The organism is Agrobacterium tumefaciens str. B6, from assembly GCF_001541315.1.
Lineage (GTDB): Bacteria > Pseudomonadota > Alphaproteobacteria > Rhizobiales > Rhizobiaceae > Agrobacterium > Agrobacterium radiobacter.
On the sequence record NZ_LMVK01000045.1, the window covers coordinates 20,969 to 38,231 of the forward strand.

At 60.1% G+C, this 17,263-nt stretch carries 11 protein-coding genes; 6 read left to right on the forward strand and 5 right to left on the reverse strand.

The features are described 5' to 3' along the window. Window positions 1-116: 116 nt before the first annotated feature. The 6 genes from ASB65_RS21190 to trxA all read left to right on the forward strand — a co-directional run bounded on the left by ASB65_RS21190 (window position 117) and on the right by trxA (window position 12,085). The gene (locus tag ASB65_RS21190; RefSeq protein WP_060725282.1) at window positions 117-2,699 is read left to right on the forward strand and encodes a sensor histidine kinase; all 2,583 of its coding nucleotides are present in this window, start codon (window positions 117-119) and stop codon (window positions 2,697-2,699) included. Further along, a complete protein-coding gene (gene tsaE, locus ASB65_RS21195; protein ID WP_060725283.1) occupies window positions 2,696-4,204 on the forward strand; it encodes a tRNA (adenosine(37)-N6)-threonylcarbamoyltransferase complex ATPase subunit type 1 TsaE in 1,509 nt (502 codons plus the stop codon). Before ASB65_RS21190 ends, tsaE begins: the two co-directional genes overlap by 4 nt. Window positions 4,205-4,220: 16 nt before the next feature. Further along, window positions 4,221-4,958: a nucleotidyltransferase family protein gene (locus ASB65_RS21200; RefSeq protein WP_060725460.1), complete on the forward strand. Its 738-nt coding sequence runs from the start codon at window positions 4,221-4,223 to the stop codon at window positions 4,956-4,958. Continuing rightward, complete coding sequence (gene addB / locus ASB65_RS21205) at window positions 4,955-8,140, forward strand: double-strand break repair protein AddB (RefSeq protein ID WP_060725284.1); 3,186 nt, start codon at window positions 4,955-4,957, stop codon at window positions 8,138-8,140. The genes ASB65_RS21200 and addB overlap by 4 nt, the downstream gene beginning before the upstream one ends. Then, entirely contained in the window at window positions 8,130-11,687 is a 3,558-nt protein-coding gene (addA, locus tag ASB65_RS21210) for a double-strand break repair helicase AddA (protein ID WP_060725285.1), read from the forward strand. Before addB ends, addA begins: the two co-directional genes overlap by 11 nt. A gap of 77 nt (window positions 11,688-11,764) precedes the next feature. Then, a complete protein-coding gene (gene trxA / locus ASB65_RS21215; RefSeq protein ID WP_003505361.1) occupies window positions 11,765-12,085 on the forward strand; it encodes a thioredoxin in 321 nt (106 codons plus the stop codon). Between the two features lie 47 nt (window positions 12,086-12,132). Here the strand turns inward: trxA and ASB65_RS21220 are convergent, their stop codons facing one another. The 5 genes from ASB65_RS21220 to ASB65_RS21240 form a co-directional block, all read right to left on the reverse strand. Further along, a complete protein-coding gene (locus tag ASB65_RS21220; RefSeq protein WP_376903975.1) occupies window positions 12,133-13,512 on the reverse strand; it encodes a bifunctional folylpolyglutamate synthase/dihydrofolate synthase in 1,380 nt (459 codons plus the stop codon). An 86-nt stretch (window positions 13,513-13,598) separates the two neighbouring features. Beyond that, on the reverse strand, window positions 13,599-14,495 hold the full coding sequence (gene accD / locus ASB65_RS21225; RefSeq protein WP_026363719.1) for an acetyl-CoA carboxylase, carboxyltransferase subunit beta: 897 nt from the start codon (window positions 14,493-14,495) through the stop codon (window positions 13,599-13,601). Window positions 14,496-14,522: 27 nt separating this feature from the next. Further along, window positions 14,523-15,362 carry a tryptophan synthase subunit alpha gene (trpA, locus tag ASB65_RS21230; RefSeq protein WP_003505355.1) on the reverse strand — a complete coding sequence of 280 codons (840 nt, stop codon included), beginning with the start codon at window positions 15,360-15,362 and terminating at the stop codon, window positions 14,523-14,525. Window positions 15,363-15,366: 4 nt separating this feature from the next. Next, complete coding sequence (trpB, locus tag ASB65_RS21235; protein ID WP_060725286.1) at window positions 15,367-16,587, reverse strand: tryptophan synthase subunit beta; 1,221 nt, start codon at window positions 16,585-16,587, stop codon at window positions 15,367-15,369. A 1-nt stretch (window position 16,588) separates the two neighbouring features. After that, window positions 16,589-17,251: a phosphoribosylanthranilate isomerase gene (locus ASB65_RS21240; protein WP_060725287.1), complete on the reverse strand. Its 663-nt coding sequence runs from the start codon at window positions 17,249-17,251 to the stop codon at window positions 16,589-16,591. Window positions 17,252-17,263: the final 12 nt, after the last annotated feature.

The window sequence follows — 17,263 nt, forward strand, 5'->3', positions numbered from 1 at the left end:
CAGATTTATGAAGGCGGTATTGTCATCAGACTTGATTCGGACACGCCAAAGGGCGGCGGGGACGAAATGGGATGTCTTGTCGAAGATGCGGCACATAGGACGGAGACAGACCGGGGATGACGGTTCACAATTCGGATCTGCGCGAGCAGACAGTTCAACGCGTTGAAAACACGCATGCTGGCGTGGCATTGAGCGCGGCTCTTGCGCGTTGCCGGCTGGTATTCAGTGCGGTTCGGACAGGCTTTGCGAGGCTTCCCGTTCTGATGTCGGGCACGGTTCTGGCCGGCTCGGCAAGCATGGCGCTGGCGCAGGACGGGCTTGTGGCAAAGACCGGCGCGCGGCTATTTTCATCCGGAGAAACAATCACCTATTCGCTTTTCGTCGGCATGCTTTCGGCCACGCTGTTTTCCGTTGTCTGGCTGGTGCGGCAGCGGGGCAATATCGAGGCGGAGAGCAGCGAATACCGTCAGGCGCTTGCCCAGTCCCACCACAAGATCGCGAAATACGAGGCGCTGATTTCCGACAAGAGCCGCCGCATCGTCATCTGGGACGGCGCAGACAAGCGGCCGGAATTTCTCGGACAATTGCCGGCTGAAACGGGTGTGCCGCAGGCGGATCACGATTTTCTGGCCTTTGGCCGTTGGCTGAAACCGGCATCCGCAAGCCAGCTTGAAAAATCCATCGAAAAACTCCGCAGCCATGCGCAGAGTTTCGATCTGACCATCGAAACGCAGCGCGGCGAAGTCATTGAAGTTCAAGGCCGGGTTTCCGGCGGCAATGCCTTTGCCCGTTTCATCGCGCTCAACAATCTGCGCGCGGAACTGGCTGAATTGCAGGTGGAGCGCGAGCGCCTGATCGCTTCGGTCTCCACATTTCAGGAGCTTCTGGATTCCATCGAACAACCCGTCTGGCGGCGCAATGGCGAAGGCGAACTCACCTGGGTCAACCACGCTTATGCGCATGCTGTGGATGCACGCGACGCCGACCAGGCCGTTCATGAGAAACGCGAGCTGCTGAACACGGTTACCCGGCAGAAGATACGCGCGGCCGCGACACCGGAATCACCCTATCACGACCGTATTTCGACGGTTGTTTCCGGAAACCGCACCTTCTTTGACGTCGTGGATATCAAGACAGCCGGCGGTTCGGCTGGCATCGCTATCGACGCAACGGAAGCCGAAACCATCAGCGAGGAACTCAAGCGGGTTCTGAAAAGTCACGCTGAAACGCTCGATCATCTGGCAACGCCCGTCGCCATTTTCGACGGCCGGCAGCGGCTGCAATTCTACAATCAGGCTTTCGCGGCTCTCTGGGGTTTCGACCTCGTTTTCCTCGAATCCAGCCCTGATAATTCCGAGCTTCTGGACAGGCTGCGCACCGCCGGCAAATTGCCGGAGCAGCTGAATTGGAAGAACTGGAAAGAGGCGGCGCTTTCCGTCTACCGTTCGCTGGATACCAAGACCGATCTCTGGCACCTGCCGAACGGCCAGACCCTGCGGGTTATTGCAACCGCCCATCCGCAGGGCGGCGCGACCTGGGTTTTCGAGAACCTGACCGAGCAGGTCGACCTGCAGATGCGCTACAACACGCTGGTGAAGGTGCAGGGCGAAACCATCGACCATCTGGCCGAAGGTGTCGCCGTGTTCGGTGCGGATGGGCGCATTCGCCTCTCCAACCCGGCATTCCGGGCGCTCTGGGGCGTGACCGCGGAACAGGCTGAGACTGGCACCCATATCCGCGCCCTCGAAACCGCCTGCACACAATCTTATGACAGGCCGGACGGCTGGCGCGCCTTCAGCCAGTTCATTACCAGCTTCGATGATGAGCGGCCCTCGCGACAGGGAACGCTGGAACTGCTTTCCGGCCTTGTGCTCGACTATGCCATCATTCCGCTGCCCGATTCACAGACCATGCTGACCTTCGTCAACATGACCGACAGCGTGCGGGCCGAGCGGGCGCTCAAGGAAAAGAACGACGCGCTTTTGAAGGCCGACGAGCTGAAGAACGATTTCGTGCAGCATGTTTCCTACGAGCTGCGCTCGCCGCTGACGAATATCATCGGTTTCACCGACCTCCTGAAGACACCCGGCATCGGCCAGTTGACGGACCGGCAGGCGGAATATCTCGACCATATTTCCACCTCCTCCTCGGTTCTCCTGACCATCGTCAACGATATTCTCGATCTCGCGACCGTGGATGCCGGCATCATGCAGCTCAATTATTCGGATAATGATCTGAATGAGTTGCTTGAAGACGTTTCGGTGCAGATCGCCGACCGGCTGCAGGAAAGCGGCATTTCGCTCGAGATCGTTGCACCGGCCCATCTCGGGAGTCTCGTGGCCGATCACCAGCGGCTGAAGCAGATTCTCATCAAGCTGCTGACCAACGCGATCAATTTCGCCCCGGAAGGGTCTTCAGTTCAGCTCTCCTGCCAGCGCAGCGAAGGTGACTTCGTGTTCTCGGTGGCGGACAAGGGTCCGGGTATTCCTGAAGACATGCTGAAGAGCGTGTTCGACCGCTTCGCGACGCGCGGCAATGGCGGGCGGCGAACCGGTGCAGGGCTTGGCCTTTCCATCGTGGAAAGCTTCGTCAGCCTGCACCATGGCACTGTCAGCATCGACAGCCGACCCGGCAACGGCACCATCGTCACGTGCCGCATTCCTTCCGGCACACGGCCGCATTCCATCGCCGCAGAATGAGCGAAGACATCTTGCCGATCACCATTCCCCTTGAGGGAGAAAAGGACACCATCAGGCTCGGTGAAGACCTCGCACTGGCCTTGAAACCCGGCGATTGTCTCGCACTCATCGGCGATCTCGGCACCGGCAAATCCACGCTCGCCCGAGCCTTCATCCGCGCAGTGGCGGATGAGCCTGATCTCGAAGTGCCGAGCCCCACCTTCACGATCATCCAGACTTATGACGCCCGCATTCCCGTCGCCCATCTTGATCTTTACCGGCTTTCGGATGTTTCCGAGCTGGACGAGCTCGGCATTGATGAGATGCTGGAGGACGGCATCTGCCTGATCGAGTGGCCGGATATCGCCACTGATATTCTGCCGCCGGAACAGACCGTAACCCTTACGTTGACACATTCCGGCGAAGGGCGGCTCGCCTCCATCGAGGCTCCGGCAAAACTGAAAGCACGGCTTGAGCGGGTTTTCGCCATCCGCGCATTTCTCGCGAAAAATGGCAGGGGCGATGCGGCCCGGCGCTTTCTAAGCGGCGATGCTTCCACACGCGCCTATGAGACCGTTTCAACTGGTGGGCCGGATCTTATCCTGATGGACTGGCGCCGCCCCATGCGAGGGGCGATCGTCGCTGAAGGCAAGACCTATGCGGAAATCGCCCATCTTGCCCAGGATGCGCGTTCCTTCGTGGCTATTGGCAATTATCTGAGAAATAGCGGCTTTTGCGCGCCGGAGATTCTGGCGGCGGATACCGATCAGGGCATTCTCCTGCTGGAAAACCTCGGGCGGGAGGGCGTGCTGGCGCCTGACGGGACGCCGATAGAGGACCGCTATCTGCAAAGCGTCGCCTGTCTCGCGGCCCTTCACGAGGCCTCGCGGCCCGACCTGCTGCCAGTGGGTGACGGCAGCGCCTATGAGGTTCCCCCCTTCGACCGGCAGGCGATGAAGATCGAGGTTTCGCTGCTGGCGGAATGGTATCTGCCGCATAAACGCGGCAAGCCCCTCACCGATAGCGAAAAGAGCGACTATTACGCTCTATGGGACAGGCTGATCGACCAGCTCGCCGACTGTGAGACGGGACTTGTGCTGCGCGATTTCCATTCACCCAACCTTATATGGCAGCCGCAAAACAGCGGCATACGGCAAGTCGGCCTGATCGATTTTCAGGATGCGATGATCGGCCCGACCGCCTATGATGTCGCTTCCATCGTGCAGGATGCCCGCGTTACCATCTCCCCCGAACTGCAAGCGCGCCTGCTTTCGCACTATCTCGAGAACAGAAGAAGCACGCCTTTCGATGAGGCCGCTTTCCTCAAGGCTTTCGCCATCATGTCGGCGCAACGCAACTGCAAGCTCGCCGGTATCTGGGTGAGGCTGTTGGAACGGGATCGAAAACCCGGTTATATGAAACATATGCCGAGGACGTTCCGCTATCTCAGTGCAGCGCTTTCGCATCCGGAACTCGCACCGCTCAGAGACTGGTGCCTGCGCATAGGCATCGAATTTAACGACTGAAAGACGGTTGACCACGATGACGATCAAAAACGCGATGGTGCTGGCCGCCGGGCTTGGCACGCGGATGCGCCCGATCACGGATACGATCCCGAAGCCGCTCGTGAAAATCGCCGGCAAGCCGATGATCGACTACGCGCTCGATTCCCTTGTCGAAGCCGGTGCCGAGACAATCGTCGTCAATGTGCATCACCACGCCGAACAGATGATTGCTCATCTCGAAAACCGCACCGACGCCGAAATCCTGATTTCCGACGAGCAGTCGCAGCTGATGAATTCCGGTGGCGGACTTGCCAAGGGCCTGAAGCTTCTGGAACCCGGCCCGGTCTTCGTCATGAATGCCGATCTTTTCTGGATCGGCGAACAGTTGAATGCGGTCAGCAACCTGCGCAAGCTTGCGCAATTCTTCGATCCCGCCCGCATGGATATGGCGCTGCTCTGCGTCGACATGGATCGCACCACCGGACACAACGGGAAGAGGGATTTCAACCTGGCGGATGACGGAAAACTGGCGCGGTATCGCGATGGCGACCCAACCCCGGTAGTTTATGCGGGCGCCATCGCCATGGATTCGCGACTGCTGGACGATGCGCCGGTGGATGCCTTCAACCTCAATATCTATTTCGATCGCGCCATCGGAAAAGACCGGCTTTTCGGGCTTTCTCTGGATGGCCACTGGATTACGGTCGGCACGCCCGACGCAATAGAAGACGCCGAAAGCATTATCCGGCAATTCAGGGAAAAACGCTCTGCATGACCCTTACTCACCACGCAAAGCGCGTCCTGACGATCGCCGCGGGAACACCGTTCCTCAGGACGCTCGCGGAAACGCTGTGTGATGGGACGCTGACATCAGGCTATAAATACGACCCGGCCGATCCGCTATCGCTTGCCAAGGTGACGATCTATGTGCCGACGCGGCGCTCCGCCCGCGTGCTGCGCTCCGAATTCGTCGATCTTCTAGGCGGCCGATCCGCCATTCTGCCGCTGATCCGGCCTCTGGGTGAGACAGATGACGATAGCGGCTTCTTCGAGATCGAAAACCCTGAGATCATGGATCTGGCGCCACCGATTTCCGGCACCGGCCGGCTCATCGAACTGGCGCGTCTCATTCTCGCCTGGCGCAACAGCCTGCCGGACGCCATCCGGGCCATCCATTCCGATTCGCCGCTTGTCCCCCCCGCCAGCCCCGCCGATGCTATATGGCTGGCGCGTGCGCTTGGCGAGGTGATCGATGCGATGGATACCGAAGAAAAGGACTGGGAAGCGCTTCAGCATCTCGATACTGGCGATCACGCTCAATGGTGGCAGCTGACTGCGGACTTCCTGCGGATCGCCAGCGTCTTCTGGCCGGCGCGGCTTGCCGAACTCAACCGTTCCTCCGCCGGCCGGCATCGCAACGCCATCCTGCGGGCGGAAGCTAACCGGCTTGCCAATTTGCCGGATACGGGACCCATCATCGTCGCAGGGTCGACGGGCTCCATTCCTGCGGCAGCCGATCTCATCGCTGCCGTTGCCGCCCTGCCGCAAGGCACCGTTGTGCTTCCTGGCCTCGATCTCGCCATGCCGGAGGAACAATGGCAGGCGATTGCCGAGGACCCCACCGATCCTTCGAGCCGCACCCATTCGCAATACGGGCTTTATATGCTGTTGCAGAAGCTCGGCATCCTGCGCGATGACGTGGATCAGATTGGCGCCATTGACGGCGATCTGGAAAAGCGCGCAGCGGTGTTTTCGGCCGCACTCGCACCGGCCAAATCCACCAGCGACTGGAATCGCTGGCGCGAAGACAGGCAACCCGGCTTTTTCGACGATGCTTTCGCAACCGCCACGCTTATTGAAGCCGCCAATGAGCGCGAGGAGGCAACGGCCATCGCAGTGGCTTTGCGGCTGGCCCTTGAAGCACCGGGTGCTGGCCGTCCATCGCAGGCAGCATTGATTACACCGGACCGCGGACTGGCGCGACGCGTGGCGACGGAATTACAGCGCTTCGGCATCGACGCCGACGACTCGGCCGGTACGCCGCTTTCCGCCACCCCGCAAGCCGGGCTGACGCAACTGGCGCTGGAGGCCATCCTCAGGCCCGGAGACCCCGTGCCAATTATTTCCCTCCTGAAACATCCGCTCAGCCGTTTCGGGCTTTCCGATGAAGCTTTCGCGAAAGCCTCGAAAGCGCTGGAGCTGATGGCGCGGCGCGGCGGCCGTGTGGAAACCGAAATCGGCAATCTGAAAGCGGTTCTGGATGCGCAGCTTGCGGCGCAGCGCGATGACCGGCCCCCGCCCGCCTGGCGGCTGGCCCTGCCGCAGGCAAGCGCGGAGGCCGGGCGCGATCTGGCGCGGCGGATCGCCGTTGCGACCGAGCCGCTCGGCTCCGCCTTTATCCGCAGAGATCGATCCGGCCGCGCCTTCACCGATAAATTGCCACTGTCCGTCTGGGCGGAGCGGACGGGCCGCGTGATTGAAGCCATCTGTGCGGATGAAAACAACGATCTTGCCGCACTCTGGTCCGGTGAAGCGGGAGACAAGCTTTCCGAGCTGTTCGGCGAATTGATGGAAAACGGCGAAATCCTCGACGCGGACGGACCGCAATGGATCGATATTTTTGCGGCACTGGTGGCCGGTGAATCGATCAAGCCACGATCGATGCGCCACCCGCGCATTTTCATCTTCGGCGCCCTTGAGGCACGGCTGCAAAGTGTCGACACCGTCGTGATCGGCGGCCTCAATGAAGGGCTCTGGCCCGGCCAGACAGCGAATAATCCGTTTCTGTCCCGCACCATGAAGACCGCGATTGGGCTGGAGCCGCCGGAACGGCGTATCGGCCAGCTGGCGCATGATTTCGAGATGGCAAATGGCACCCGGCAGATTTTTTACACCCGCGCGCTGAGGCAGGGCTCGACACCCGCCGTCGCCTCACGCTGGCTGCAGCGTCTTCTGGCGCTGGGCGGCGAGAAATTTGCCGAAAGCCTGAAGAAGCGCGGCGAGACCTATCGCCATTGGGCAGGATTGATGGATGAAAGTATCGATCAGGAAGCGGCAAAGCGCCCTGCCCCGAAGCCGCCGGCCGAGTTGCAGCCAACGCGCTATTCCTTCAGCGAAGTGAGCCGCCTGCGCCGCGACCCCTATTCGATCTATGCGCGGCGCATCCTGAAGCTGGACCCGCTTGACCCCTTCAACCGCGATCCGAACGCCGCCGATCGCGGCACGCTCTATCACGCGATCATCGAGCGTTATTCCCGCGAGGCGCATATTCCCGGTACACCGGCCTCGCTCGCGGCCATGCAACGCATTCTCGATGAGTGTTTCGACGCGGAAAACCTGCCTCCCCATGTGGATGTCATCTGGCGGCCGCGTTTTGCGGCGGTGGCCCGCGCCTTCATCGACTGGGAGAAGGAAAGGCATCCGTCCATCCGCCACAGCTTTTTCGAGGCACGCGCCGGGCAGGAAATCGCCGAGGCGGGCATAAGGCTGACCGGGATCGCCGACCGCATCGACATCAAGACGAACGGCCAGGCGGATATTATCGATTACAAGACGGGGCTTGCGCCTTCCGTCAATCAGGCGCGCGCGCTGCTTGATCCACAGCTTGCGCTGGAAGCCGCAGCGCTGATGCGCGGCGCCTTCCGCGAAGCCGGTTCGCCCACGCCTGACAATCTCATCTATGTTCGCCTGCGGCCGGGCGAGCGCTTCTTTGCCGATCAGGTCAATAACGAACATTCCAGCCGAAGCAGCAAAAGACCGCCGAAATCGGCGATTGAGCTCGCCACGGAATCGATCGAACAGCTCACCAAATTCGTTCATTCTCTGCGCGAAGGCGAGAATGGTTTTGCCTCACGGCTGGTGCCTGAGGAGCAGCAATCCTATGGCGGGGAATATGACCACCTCGCCCGCGTTTCGGAATGGTCGACGGCAGAACCGGGAGACGGCGATGACGATTGATCCCTTCGACGCCGGCCCCGCCGCCGACACGCCTGAAAGCTGGATCGACTGGACCAGCGCCCGGCAGCGGCTTGCCTCCGATCCCGCCAGTTCCGCATGGGTGTCGGCCAATGCCGGCTCAGGCAAGACCCATGTCCTGACCCAGCGCGTCATTCGCCTGCTTCTGGCCGGCTGCCGGCCCTCGGCGATTTTGTGCCTCACTTATACCAAGGCCGCGGCGTCGGAAATGTCGAGCCGTGTTTTCGACCGTCTGGCGGAATGGGCTACTTTGCCGGATTCCGATCTTAAGGACCGTATCGCCACCATCGAAGGCAAGGCGCCGGATCGCATCAAGCTTGCCGAAGCGCGCAGGCTGTTTGCCAAGGCGCTGGAAACACCGGGCGGGCTGAAAATCCAGACCATCCACGCCTTCTGCGAGGCGTTGCTGCACCAGTTTCCGCTGGAAGCCAATGTCGCCGGCCATTTCTCCGTTCTCGATGACCGCGCCGCGACCACGCTGCTGGCCGAGGCGCGTCGTACGCTTCTGACGGCGGTTTCGACAGAAAGCGATGCGGAACTGGCGCAGTCACTTGCCTATGTGCTTGATCTCGCCGACGAAAGCGGGCTGGAATCACTGCTCTCCGCCATCATCGCCAACCGCAGCGCCCTTCGCGCCTTTCTTCTGGACGCCAAACAGTCAGGCGGCATCGATGCCCGGTTGCGGCAGGCGATGCAGATCGGCCATGGGGAAACCGAAGAAACCGCGGCAGCCGCCTTCTGGCCTCTGCCCGGCCTCTCCGGCCTCGCGCTCGATACCTATCTGGCCCTTGCCGACGAGGTGGGCGGAACACGCGTCATCGATGTCGCTTATGCGCTCAGGGAAGTAAAACGCCAACCGGACCCCGTCCAGCGGATGGAATTCATCGAAGCGGCGCTGCTGACAGCCAAGGGGGAAAAGAAATCGGATGCCTATGTCATCAACAAGGGCATGCAGAAATCCGCCCCCGAGCTTCTCGATGCGCTGACGCTGGCGCGTGACCATGTTGTTTCCTGCCGCAATCGTTATCGTCTGGTGCGGATGCTGGCGGCGACAAAATGCGCCCTTGTTCTGGCCGAAAGGCTGATCGGCGATTTCGAAGACCTGAAGAAACAGCGAAGCCAGCTCGATTTCGAAGATCTGATCGAGCGCGCCGCCAACCTCCTCAACCGCGATACGGCGGGGGCCTGGGTGCATTACAAACTGGATCAGGGCATCGACCATATTCTGGTCGACGAGGCGCAAGATACGAGCCCGGTGCAATGGTCGATCATCCAGTCGCTGGCGGCGGATTTCTTCACGGGCGAGAGCGCCCGCTTGGGACGGCGCACGCTGTTTGCCGTGGGCGATGAAAAACAGTCGATCTATTCATTCCAGGGTGCGCGGCCGGAACGGTTTTCGCAGGAGCGCGAAGAGACCAAAAGGCGCGTCGATTCTGTGGAGCAGGCCTTTCACCGCATCCGCCTGCCGCTATCCTTCCGGTCCACGCAGGATGTGCTGGCCGCTGTCGACCAGGTGTTTTCAGACCCGAATAACGCCAGCGGTCTCAGCGCCGATAACGAACCGGTGGAACACCGATCCAACCGGGCCGGTCATCCGGGCACTGTGGAAGTGTGGGACATGGTGGCGCCGGAAACCACTGAAGACGAAGAGGATTGGACTGCCCCCTTCGATGCGCTGCGGGAAAGTGCGCCGGCCACCATCGTTGCCCGCCGTATCGCCGCGCGCATCGCCGATATGATCGGAAACGAAACCATTATCGAGAAAGGTGTCGAGCGTACCGTCGAGCCCGGCGATATTCTGGTGCTCGTCAGAAAACGCCATGCCTTCGTTAATGCGCTGACCCGGGAGTTGAAAGGGCGCAAGAACATTCCCGTTGCTGGTGCCGACCGTCTTCGCCTGACCGACCACATTGCCGTGCAGGACCTTCTGGCGCTCGGCCATTTCGTTGTCCTGCCCGAAGATGACCTTTCACTCGCCGCACTTTTGAAAAGCCCGCTCTTCAACCTGACAGAAGATGACGTTTTCGACATTGCCGCCACGCGATCGGAAACGGAAAGCGTCTGGAAACGGCTGCAAATCCTTTCGCAGGAAGAGAATAGTCACCTTTCCACCGTTGCCGCCAAGCTGGAAGGCTTCATCGCGCTTTCGAAAACGGCCACGGTGCATGATTTCTTTGCAGCGGTCCTGACCCTGCATGACGGGCGCAAAAAATTTCTCGGCCGGCTTGGCAACGAGGCGAGCGACGTTCTGGATGAGTTCCTGTCCTTTGCGCTGGATCACGAAAGAACCGGCCTGCCCGGCCTGCAGGCCTTTTTGTCCGTTCTGGAAACCGATTCTCCTGAAGTGAAGCGCGAGCAGGACAAGGATCGCGGCGAAGTGCGCATCATGACCGTGCACGCCTCCAAGGGCCTGGAAGCGCCGGTTGTTTTTGTCGTTGATGGCGGTTCGAAAGCCTTCAACCACAGCCATGTGCCGAAACTGCGCTTCGTCGAAGCGGGTGAGGACGCTTTCCCGGTGTGGCTACCCGGCAGCGGTTTTTCCAACCATCTCATCCGCTCGGATGAAGAACGACTGAAGACGGCCGCCGAAGACGAATATCGACGGCTGCTTTATGTGGCGATGACGCGCGCTGCTGATCATCTCGTCGTCTGCGGTTATCGCGGCCAGAAGGAAAATCCCGAATGCTGGCATGCCATCGTCAAGGCGGCGCTTGCCAACAATGAAGACCATTGCAAGCCGCAGCTTTTCATGGCGGATGGCGAGGAATGGCAGGGGCTTGTCTGGCGTAAATCCGAGGCTCGCACGACATCTGTCCCGCAAAAGCTACCAGAAACGCAGCAGCAGGAAGAATACGCCCTTCCGGCGGGACTTCTCGCTCCCTTGCCGGCACTGCCCTCCCTGCCGAGACCGCTCAGCCCGTCCGGTGCCGGCACCATCATTGATGACGGCGCGGACGATCTCGCCGTGCGTTCGCCGCTTTTCGGCGAGAAAACCGATGTCTCGTCGCTGGCGCTGCAGCGCGGTAGGCTAGTGCATCGCATGCTGCAAGCCCTGCCGGATTTTACCGAGGAGGAGCGGGAAGCGGCTGCGCGCCGTTATGCGGAGCGTGCGGCTCGTTTTTGGCCTGCTGCCGAGCGCGAACATTTGATACGAGCGGTTCTGCGCGTCATGTCCGAACCGGCGGTACAACCGGCCTTCTCCGCCAACAGCCGCGCGGAAGTGTCGATCATGGGCACGATGACGATCGGCAGGCAGCAATATGCCGTCTCCGGCCGCGTCGACCGGCTGGCCGTGGATGGTGATCGCGTCATTCTGGTCGATTACAAGACCAACCGCGTGCCGCCGCGCGAAGCGCGTGAAATACCTTTCTCCCACACGGCGCAGCTTGCCATCTATCGCGAAATTCTAGCATCGCTCTATCCCGGCAAGAAATTTGTCTGTGCGCTGATCTATACGGAAAATGCCACTTTTGTGGCAGTCGAAGACGATGCGATGAGAGAGGCCCTTGCCGCAATAAAGACAAAGTGAGATACCGGGGCATTGAAATTCCGACGCGCCCGCATCACATCGATAGCGGAAAAGATTAGCTGAAAGGAGAGCCAGATATGGCTACCGTAAAAGTCGATGCCGCCAACTTCCAGTCCGAAGTCCTCGAATCCGCCGAACCCGTCGTGGTGGATTTCTGGGCCGAATGGTGCGGCCCGTGCAAGATGATCGCGCCAAGCCTTGAGGAAATTTCGTCCGAGCTGGCCGGCAAGGTCAAGGTCGCAAAGCTCAACATCGACGAAAACCCGGAACTGGCGGCCCAGTTCGGCGTGCGCTCGATCCCGACCCTTGCCATGTTCAAGGGCGGCGAAGTGGCTGATATCAAGGTTGGCGCTGCTCCCAAGACAGCGCTTTCCGCCTGGATTTCCGGCGCCGCATAAGCAATATCGATGGAATGAAAAAAGCCCGGCAGTGATGCCGGGCTTTTTTATTGGGGAACCGTGCCGTTCAGGGCAAGCGCATTGCCCGCAAGGTAAAGCGAGCCGCCGATCAGGATGCGCGGCGCTGGTCCTTCGGGATCAAAGCGGCGCGTCAGCTCTTCCAAGGCATGCGTGAGAGACGAGGTGGGTGCCGCAACAAGACCGGCATCGAAGGCGGCATGGGCAAGTACCACGGGGTCGATCGCCGCATCCGTGCCGCCGATCGGCACCGTGAAGACATATTCGGCGATATCGGCGAAGGCCTTGAAATAACCCACCGGATCCTTGGTGTTGATCATGCCCGCAATGATGAAGAGCGGGCGTGCTATCTTTTCCTCAAAGCCAGCCATCGCCTCGGCGATAACCTCGCCCGCGCCGGGGTTATGACCGCCATCGACCCAGATTTCCGCATCCTTAGGGGCCATTTCAGCGATTTTGCCGGACAGGATACGCTGCAGACGGCCGGGCCATTCCACCGTGGTCATGGCCTTTTCGATCATCCGTTCCGTCACCTCGAAACCGGCGGCCTTGACGGCGCGGATCGCGGCAGCGGCATTGGCAAGCTGGTGACGGCCGGGAAGTCGTGGCAACGGCGCATCGGCCAGGCCGAACTCGTCCTGATAAACCATGCGGCCGAATTCTTCATGGGCGGAAAAATCCTGCCCGTAGACGGATACCGGGCAACCGAGCCGCTCCGCCGTGGCAATCAGCGTTTCGAGCGCCGCATCATATTCCTGATGACCGATGACGACGGGCGAACCCTTTTTCATGATGCCGGCCTTTTCGGCGGCTATCAGCTCCACGCGGTCACCGAGATAGGCCTGATGATCGAGCGAGATCGGCATGATGACGGAGACGGCTGGGTGGTTGATTACATTGGTTGCATCGAATCGACCGCCTAGGCCAACCTCTACGACGGCGGCATCGGCGGGTTGTTCCGCAAAAAGCACGAACATCGCCGCAGTCAGAATTTCGAAAACCGTTATCATCTGACCGGCATTGGCAGTTTCAATGCGGCGCAGCGCGTCCGCAAAGATCTCGTCTTCAACATAACGACCTTTATCGCCGGCCACGCCGATACGGTACCGCTCATGCCAGTTCACAAGATGCGGCGATGTATGCACGTGGACGGAAAGCCCTGCCGCCTCCAGCAGGGCACGGCAGAAGGCCGTGACCGAACCCTTGCCATTTGTGCCGGCCACATGGATCACCGGCGGCATTCTGTTCTGGGGACTGCCGAGTTTTTCGAGAAGACGGGAAATTCTGTCGAGTGAAAGATCGAACCCCTTGGGGTGGAGCTGCATCAGCTCCTCAATGATCTTTTCGGCCTCACCGATCGCGGGCTTCGTCATGTCTTCCGTTCGCCTTTCAGGCGTTTTGCTTGCCATTTGTCCGCCGCACCAAAAATGAAATCATGCAACGTATAGCATCATCCCGAAGGCAGTTTATGCCTCCGGGCGACATATTTTTTTCCTCAGGCCGAAGCCGCCAGCGGTACGACGGCGTTTGCGTTGTCAGCAGGCGCTTTGGTCATGATCTTGAGCAGATTGGCCAGCGTGTCCGGGATTTCGCGGCGGTCGACGACCATATCTACCATGCCGTGTTCCAGCAGGTATTCCGAGGTCTGGAAGCCTTCCGGCAGCTTTTCACGAATGGTCTGCTCGATCACACGCTTGCCCGCAAAGCAGATTTCAGCGCCCGGCTCGGCGATATGCACGTCACCCAGCATGGCATAGGAGGCCGTAACACCACCCGTCGTTGGGTTCGTCAGAACCACGATATAGGGCATGCCTGCCTCTTTCAGCATGTTTACCGCAACCGTGGTGCGCGGCAGCTGCATCAGCGAAAGAATGCCTTCCTGCATGCGCGCCCCGCCGGAGGCCGGGAACATGACGAGCGGGCAACGCTCGGAAATCGCACGCTCAAAGGCCTTGACGATGGCTTCGCCGGCGGCGATGCCGAGCGAACCGCCCATGAACTGGAATTCATGCACGACGGCAACGATCTTCAGGCCTTTCAAGTGGCCGACACCGGCAAGGATCGTGTCTTCCTGCTCGGTTTTCGTGCGGCTGTCACGCAGACGGTCGGTGTATTTCTTGGAATCGCGGAACTTCAGAGGGTCCTGCGCTACCTTCGGCTGCGGAAGCGCCTCGTAGACGCCACCATCAAAAAGATCGGCAAGGCGCGCCTTGGCCGGCATCTTCATATGGTAACCAGAAGCCGGGATGACCCACTTGTTGTCTTCCAGGTCCTTGTGGAAGACCATTTCGCCCGTTTCCGGGCACTTGATCCACAGGTTCTCCGGAACCTCCGGGCGGCGGCCAAGCATGGAATTGATCCGCGGCCGAACGTAATTAGTGATCCAGTTCAACTGTCTACTCCTGACTGGGCCGCGCGCTTATTCCGCAGCGGCAAGGCGCGACGCACGCACGCCCGTTGAAAGTCCTTTTACCAGCGTCGTAACGGCCGGCACGGTATCGGCGGTCGCCTGCCCGTCCTTGGTCAGGCTGCCAGCAATCTGGTTGACGATGGCCGAACCGACCACAACGCCATCTGCCACCGCGCCGATCGCTTTTGCATGATCGGCCGTCTTGACACCAAAACCGACACAGACCGGCAGTTCCGTATGCGCCTTGATACGACCGACAGCGCCCGAGATCAACGAGGGATCGGGAAGCGCCGAACCGGTGATACCGTTCATCGAAACGTAATAAACGAAACCTGAGGTATTTTTAAGGACGGTCGGCAGGCGCTTGCCATCCGTAGTCGGGGTCGCGAGACGGATGAAGTTGATGCCGCGCGCGAGCGCCGGTATGCAGAGTTCATCGTCCATTTCCGGCGGAAGATCGACTACGATCAGGCCATCGATGCCAGCCGCCAGCGCGTCGTCCAAAAACTTTTCGACGCCATAGATATAGATCGGATTATAATAGCCCATCAGCACGATGGGTGTTGCATCGTCTTGCCTGCGGAACTCGCGGGCGAGATCGAGCGTGGTCTTCAGCGTCTGTCCGCCCTTCAGCGCGCGCTGGCCGGCCAGCTGAATGGCCGGACCATCCGCCATCGGGTCGGAAAAGGGCATGCCGAGTTCGATGACGTCAGCACCGGCTTCCGGCAGCGCTTTCATGATGCCGAGCGAGGTCTGGAAATCCGGGTCGCCGCCCATGAAATAGGTAATCAGGGCCGGGCGATTTTCAGCGCGCAGATCGGCAAAGCGCTTGTCCATACGTGCAGTCATGATCTTATACATCCATTCCAAGGAACTTGCTGACGGTGTGGACATCCTTGTCACCACGGCCGGAAAGGTTCATCAGGATGATTTCATCCTTACCCATCTTCGGCGCGCGCTTGATGACCTCGGCCAAGGCGTGGCTCGGCTCGAGAGCCGGAATGATGCCTTCGAGGCGGGTGAGCATCTGGAAGGCATCCAGCGCCTCATGGTCCATGATCGGCACATATTCCACGCGGCCGATGTCGTTCAGCCAGGAATGTTCAGGGCCGATGCCAGGATAATCGAGACCTGCGGAAATCGAATGGCCTTCCTTGATCTGGCCGTCGTCATCCTGAAGCAGATAGGTACGGTTGCCGTGCAGCACGCCCGGCGAACCGGCGGTGATGGAAGCGCAATGCTCGTCACCCGAAAGACCCTTGCCGCCGGCTTCGACACCGACGATACGGACATTCTTGTCATCGAGGAAAGGATGGAAGATGCCGATGGCGTTCGAACCGCCGCCGACAGCCGCAATGACCAGATCCGGCAGGCGGCCTTCCGCCTCCAGCATCTGCGCCTTGGCTTCCTCGCCGATGACCGCCTGGAAATCGCGAACCATTTCCGGATAGGGATGCGGGCCGGCCGCGGTGCCGATCAGATAATAGGTATCCTCGACATTGGTAACCCAGTCACGCAGGGCCTCGTTCATGGCGTCCTTGAGCGTGCCATGACCTGCTGTCACCGGTTTCACCTCGGCGCCCAGAAGCTTCATGCGGAAGACGTTCGGGGCCTGACGGGCTACGTCGGTCGCGCCCATATAAACGACACAGGGAAGACCGAAACGTGCTGCCACCGTTGCGGAGGCAACGCCGTGCTGGCCCGCGCCGGTTTCCGCGATGATGCGGGTCTTGCCCATGCGCTTGGCAAGCAGGATCTGGCCGAGGCAATTGTTGATCTTGTGCGAGCCGGTGTGGTTCAGCTCCTCGCGCTTGAAATAGATCTTCGCGCCACCAAGTTCCGCCGTCAGGCGTTCCGCGAAATAAAGCGGGCTCGGGCGACCGGTATAGTGCGCGCCGAGATGCTTGAGTTCCGCCTGAAACGCGGGATCGGTCTTGGCCTTGTCCCATTCCGCCTGCAAATCCAGAATGAGCGGCATCAGCGTTTCGGCAACGAAGCGACCTCCGTAAATACCGAAACGGCCGTCCTCATCGGGACCAGCACGAAAAGAATTGGGTGTTGGCGCGTCGTTCACTTCAAGCTCCCTTTGGGCCTTTCGACCAATCATTCACCACATCAAAAAATGCATCGATCATGGACAGATCCTTGATGCCCGGCGCGCTTTCGACACCGGACGACAAATCTAGTCCGCTTGCCTTGGTTTCCGCCAGAGCCTCGGTGACATTGTCCTTGTTCAACCCTCCGGAAAGCATGTAATCGATACTTCCGTCAAGTGAGCGCAGAATAGTCCAGTCGAACGAGACGCCATTGCCGCCCGGCAGGTCGGAGCCCGCCGGCGCCTTGGCATCCAGCAGAAAACGATCGGCTATTCCAATATAAGGGTCGATTTTGGCAAGATCAGCGGCATCGCGAATGGAAATCGCTTTCATGACAGGCAGGCCATAAAGCGCCTTGATGTTCAGCAGCCGTTCCGGGCTTTCACTGCCGTGCATCTGCAGGATATCCGGTCTTACGAGATCAACGATTTCATCGAGATAATCATTATTGGCATCAACGGTGACCGCGACCACCTTGGCGGCGCCACGGGCGGCTTCCGCCAGCCTGCCGGCAATATCGGGCTCGATGTTGCGCGGGCTTTTTTCAAAGAAAATAAAACCGACATGGGACGCACCGCGCCTGACGGCACGCTCCAGCGCTTCCGGTGTCTTCAATCCGCAAATCTTGATATCCGGTTTCATACCCGCGACCTG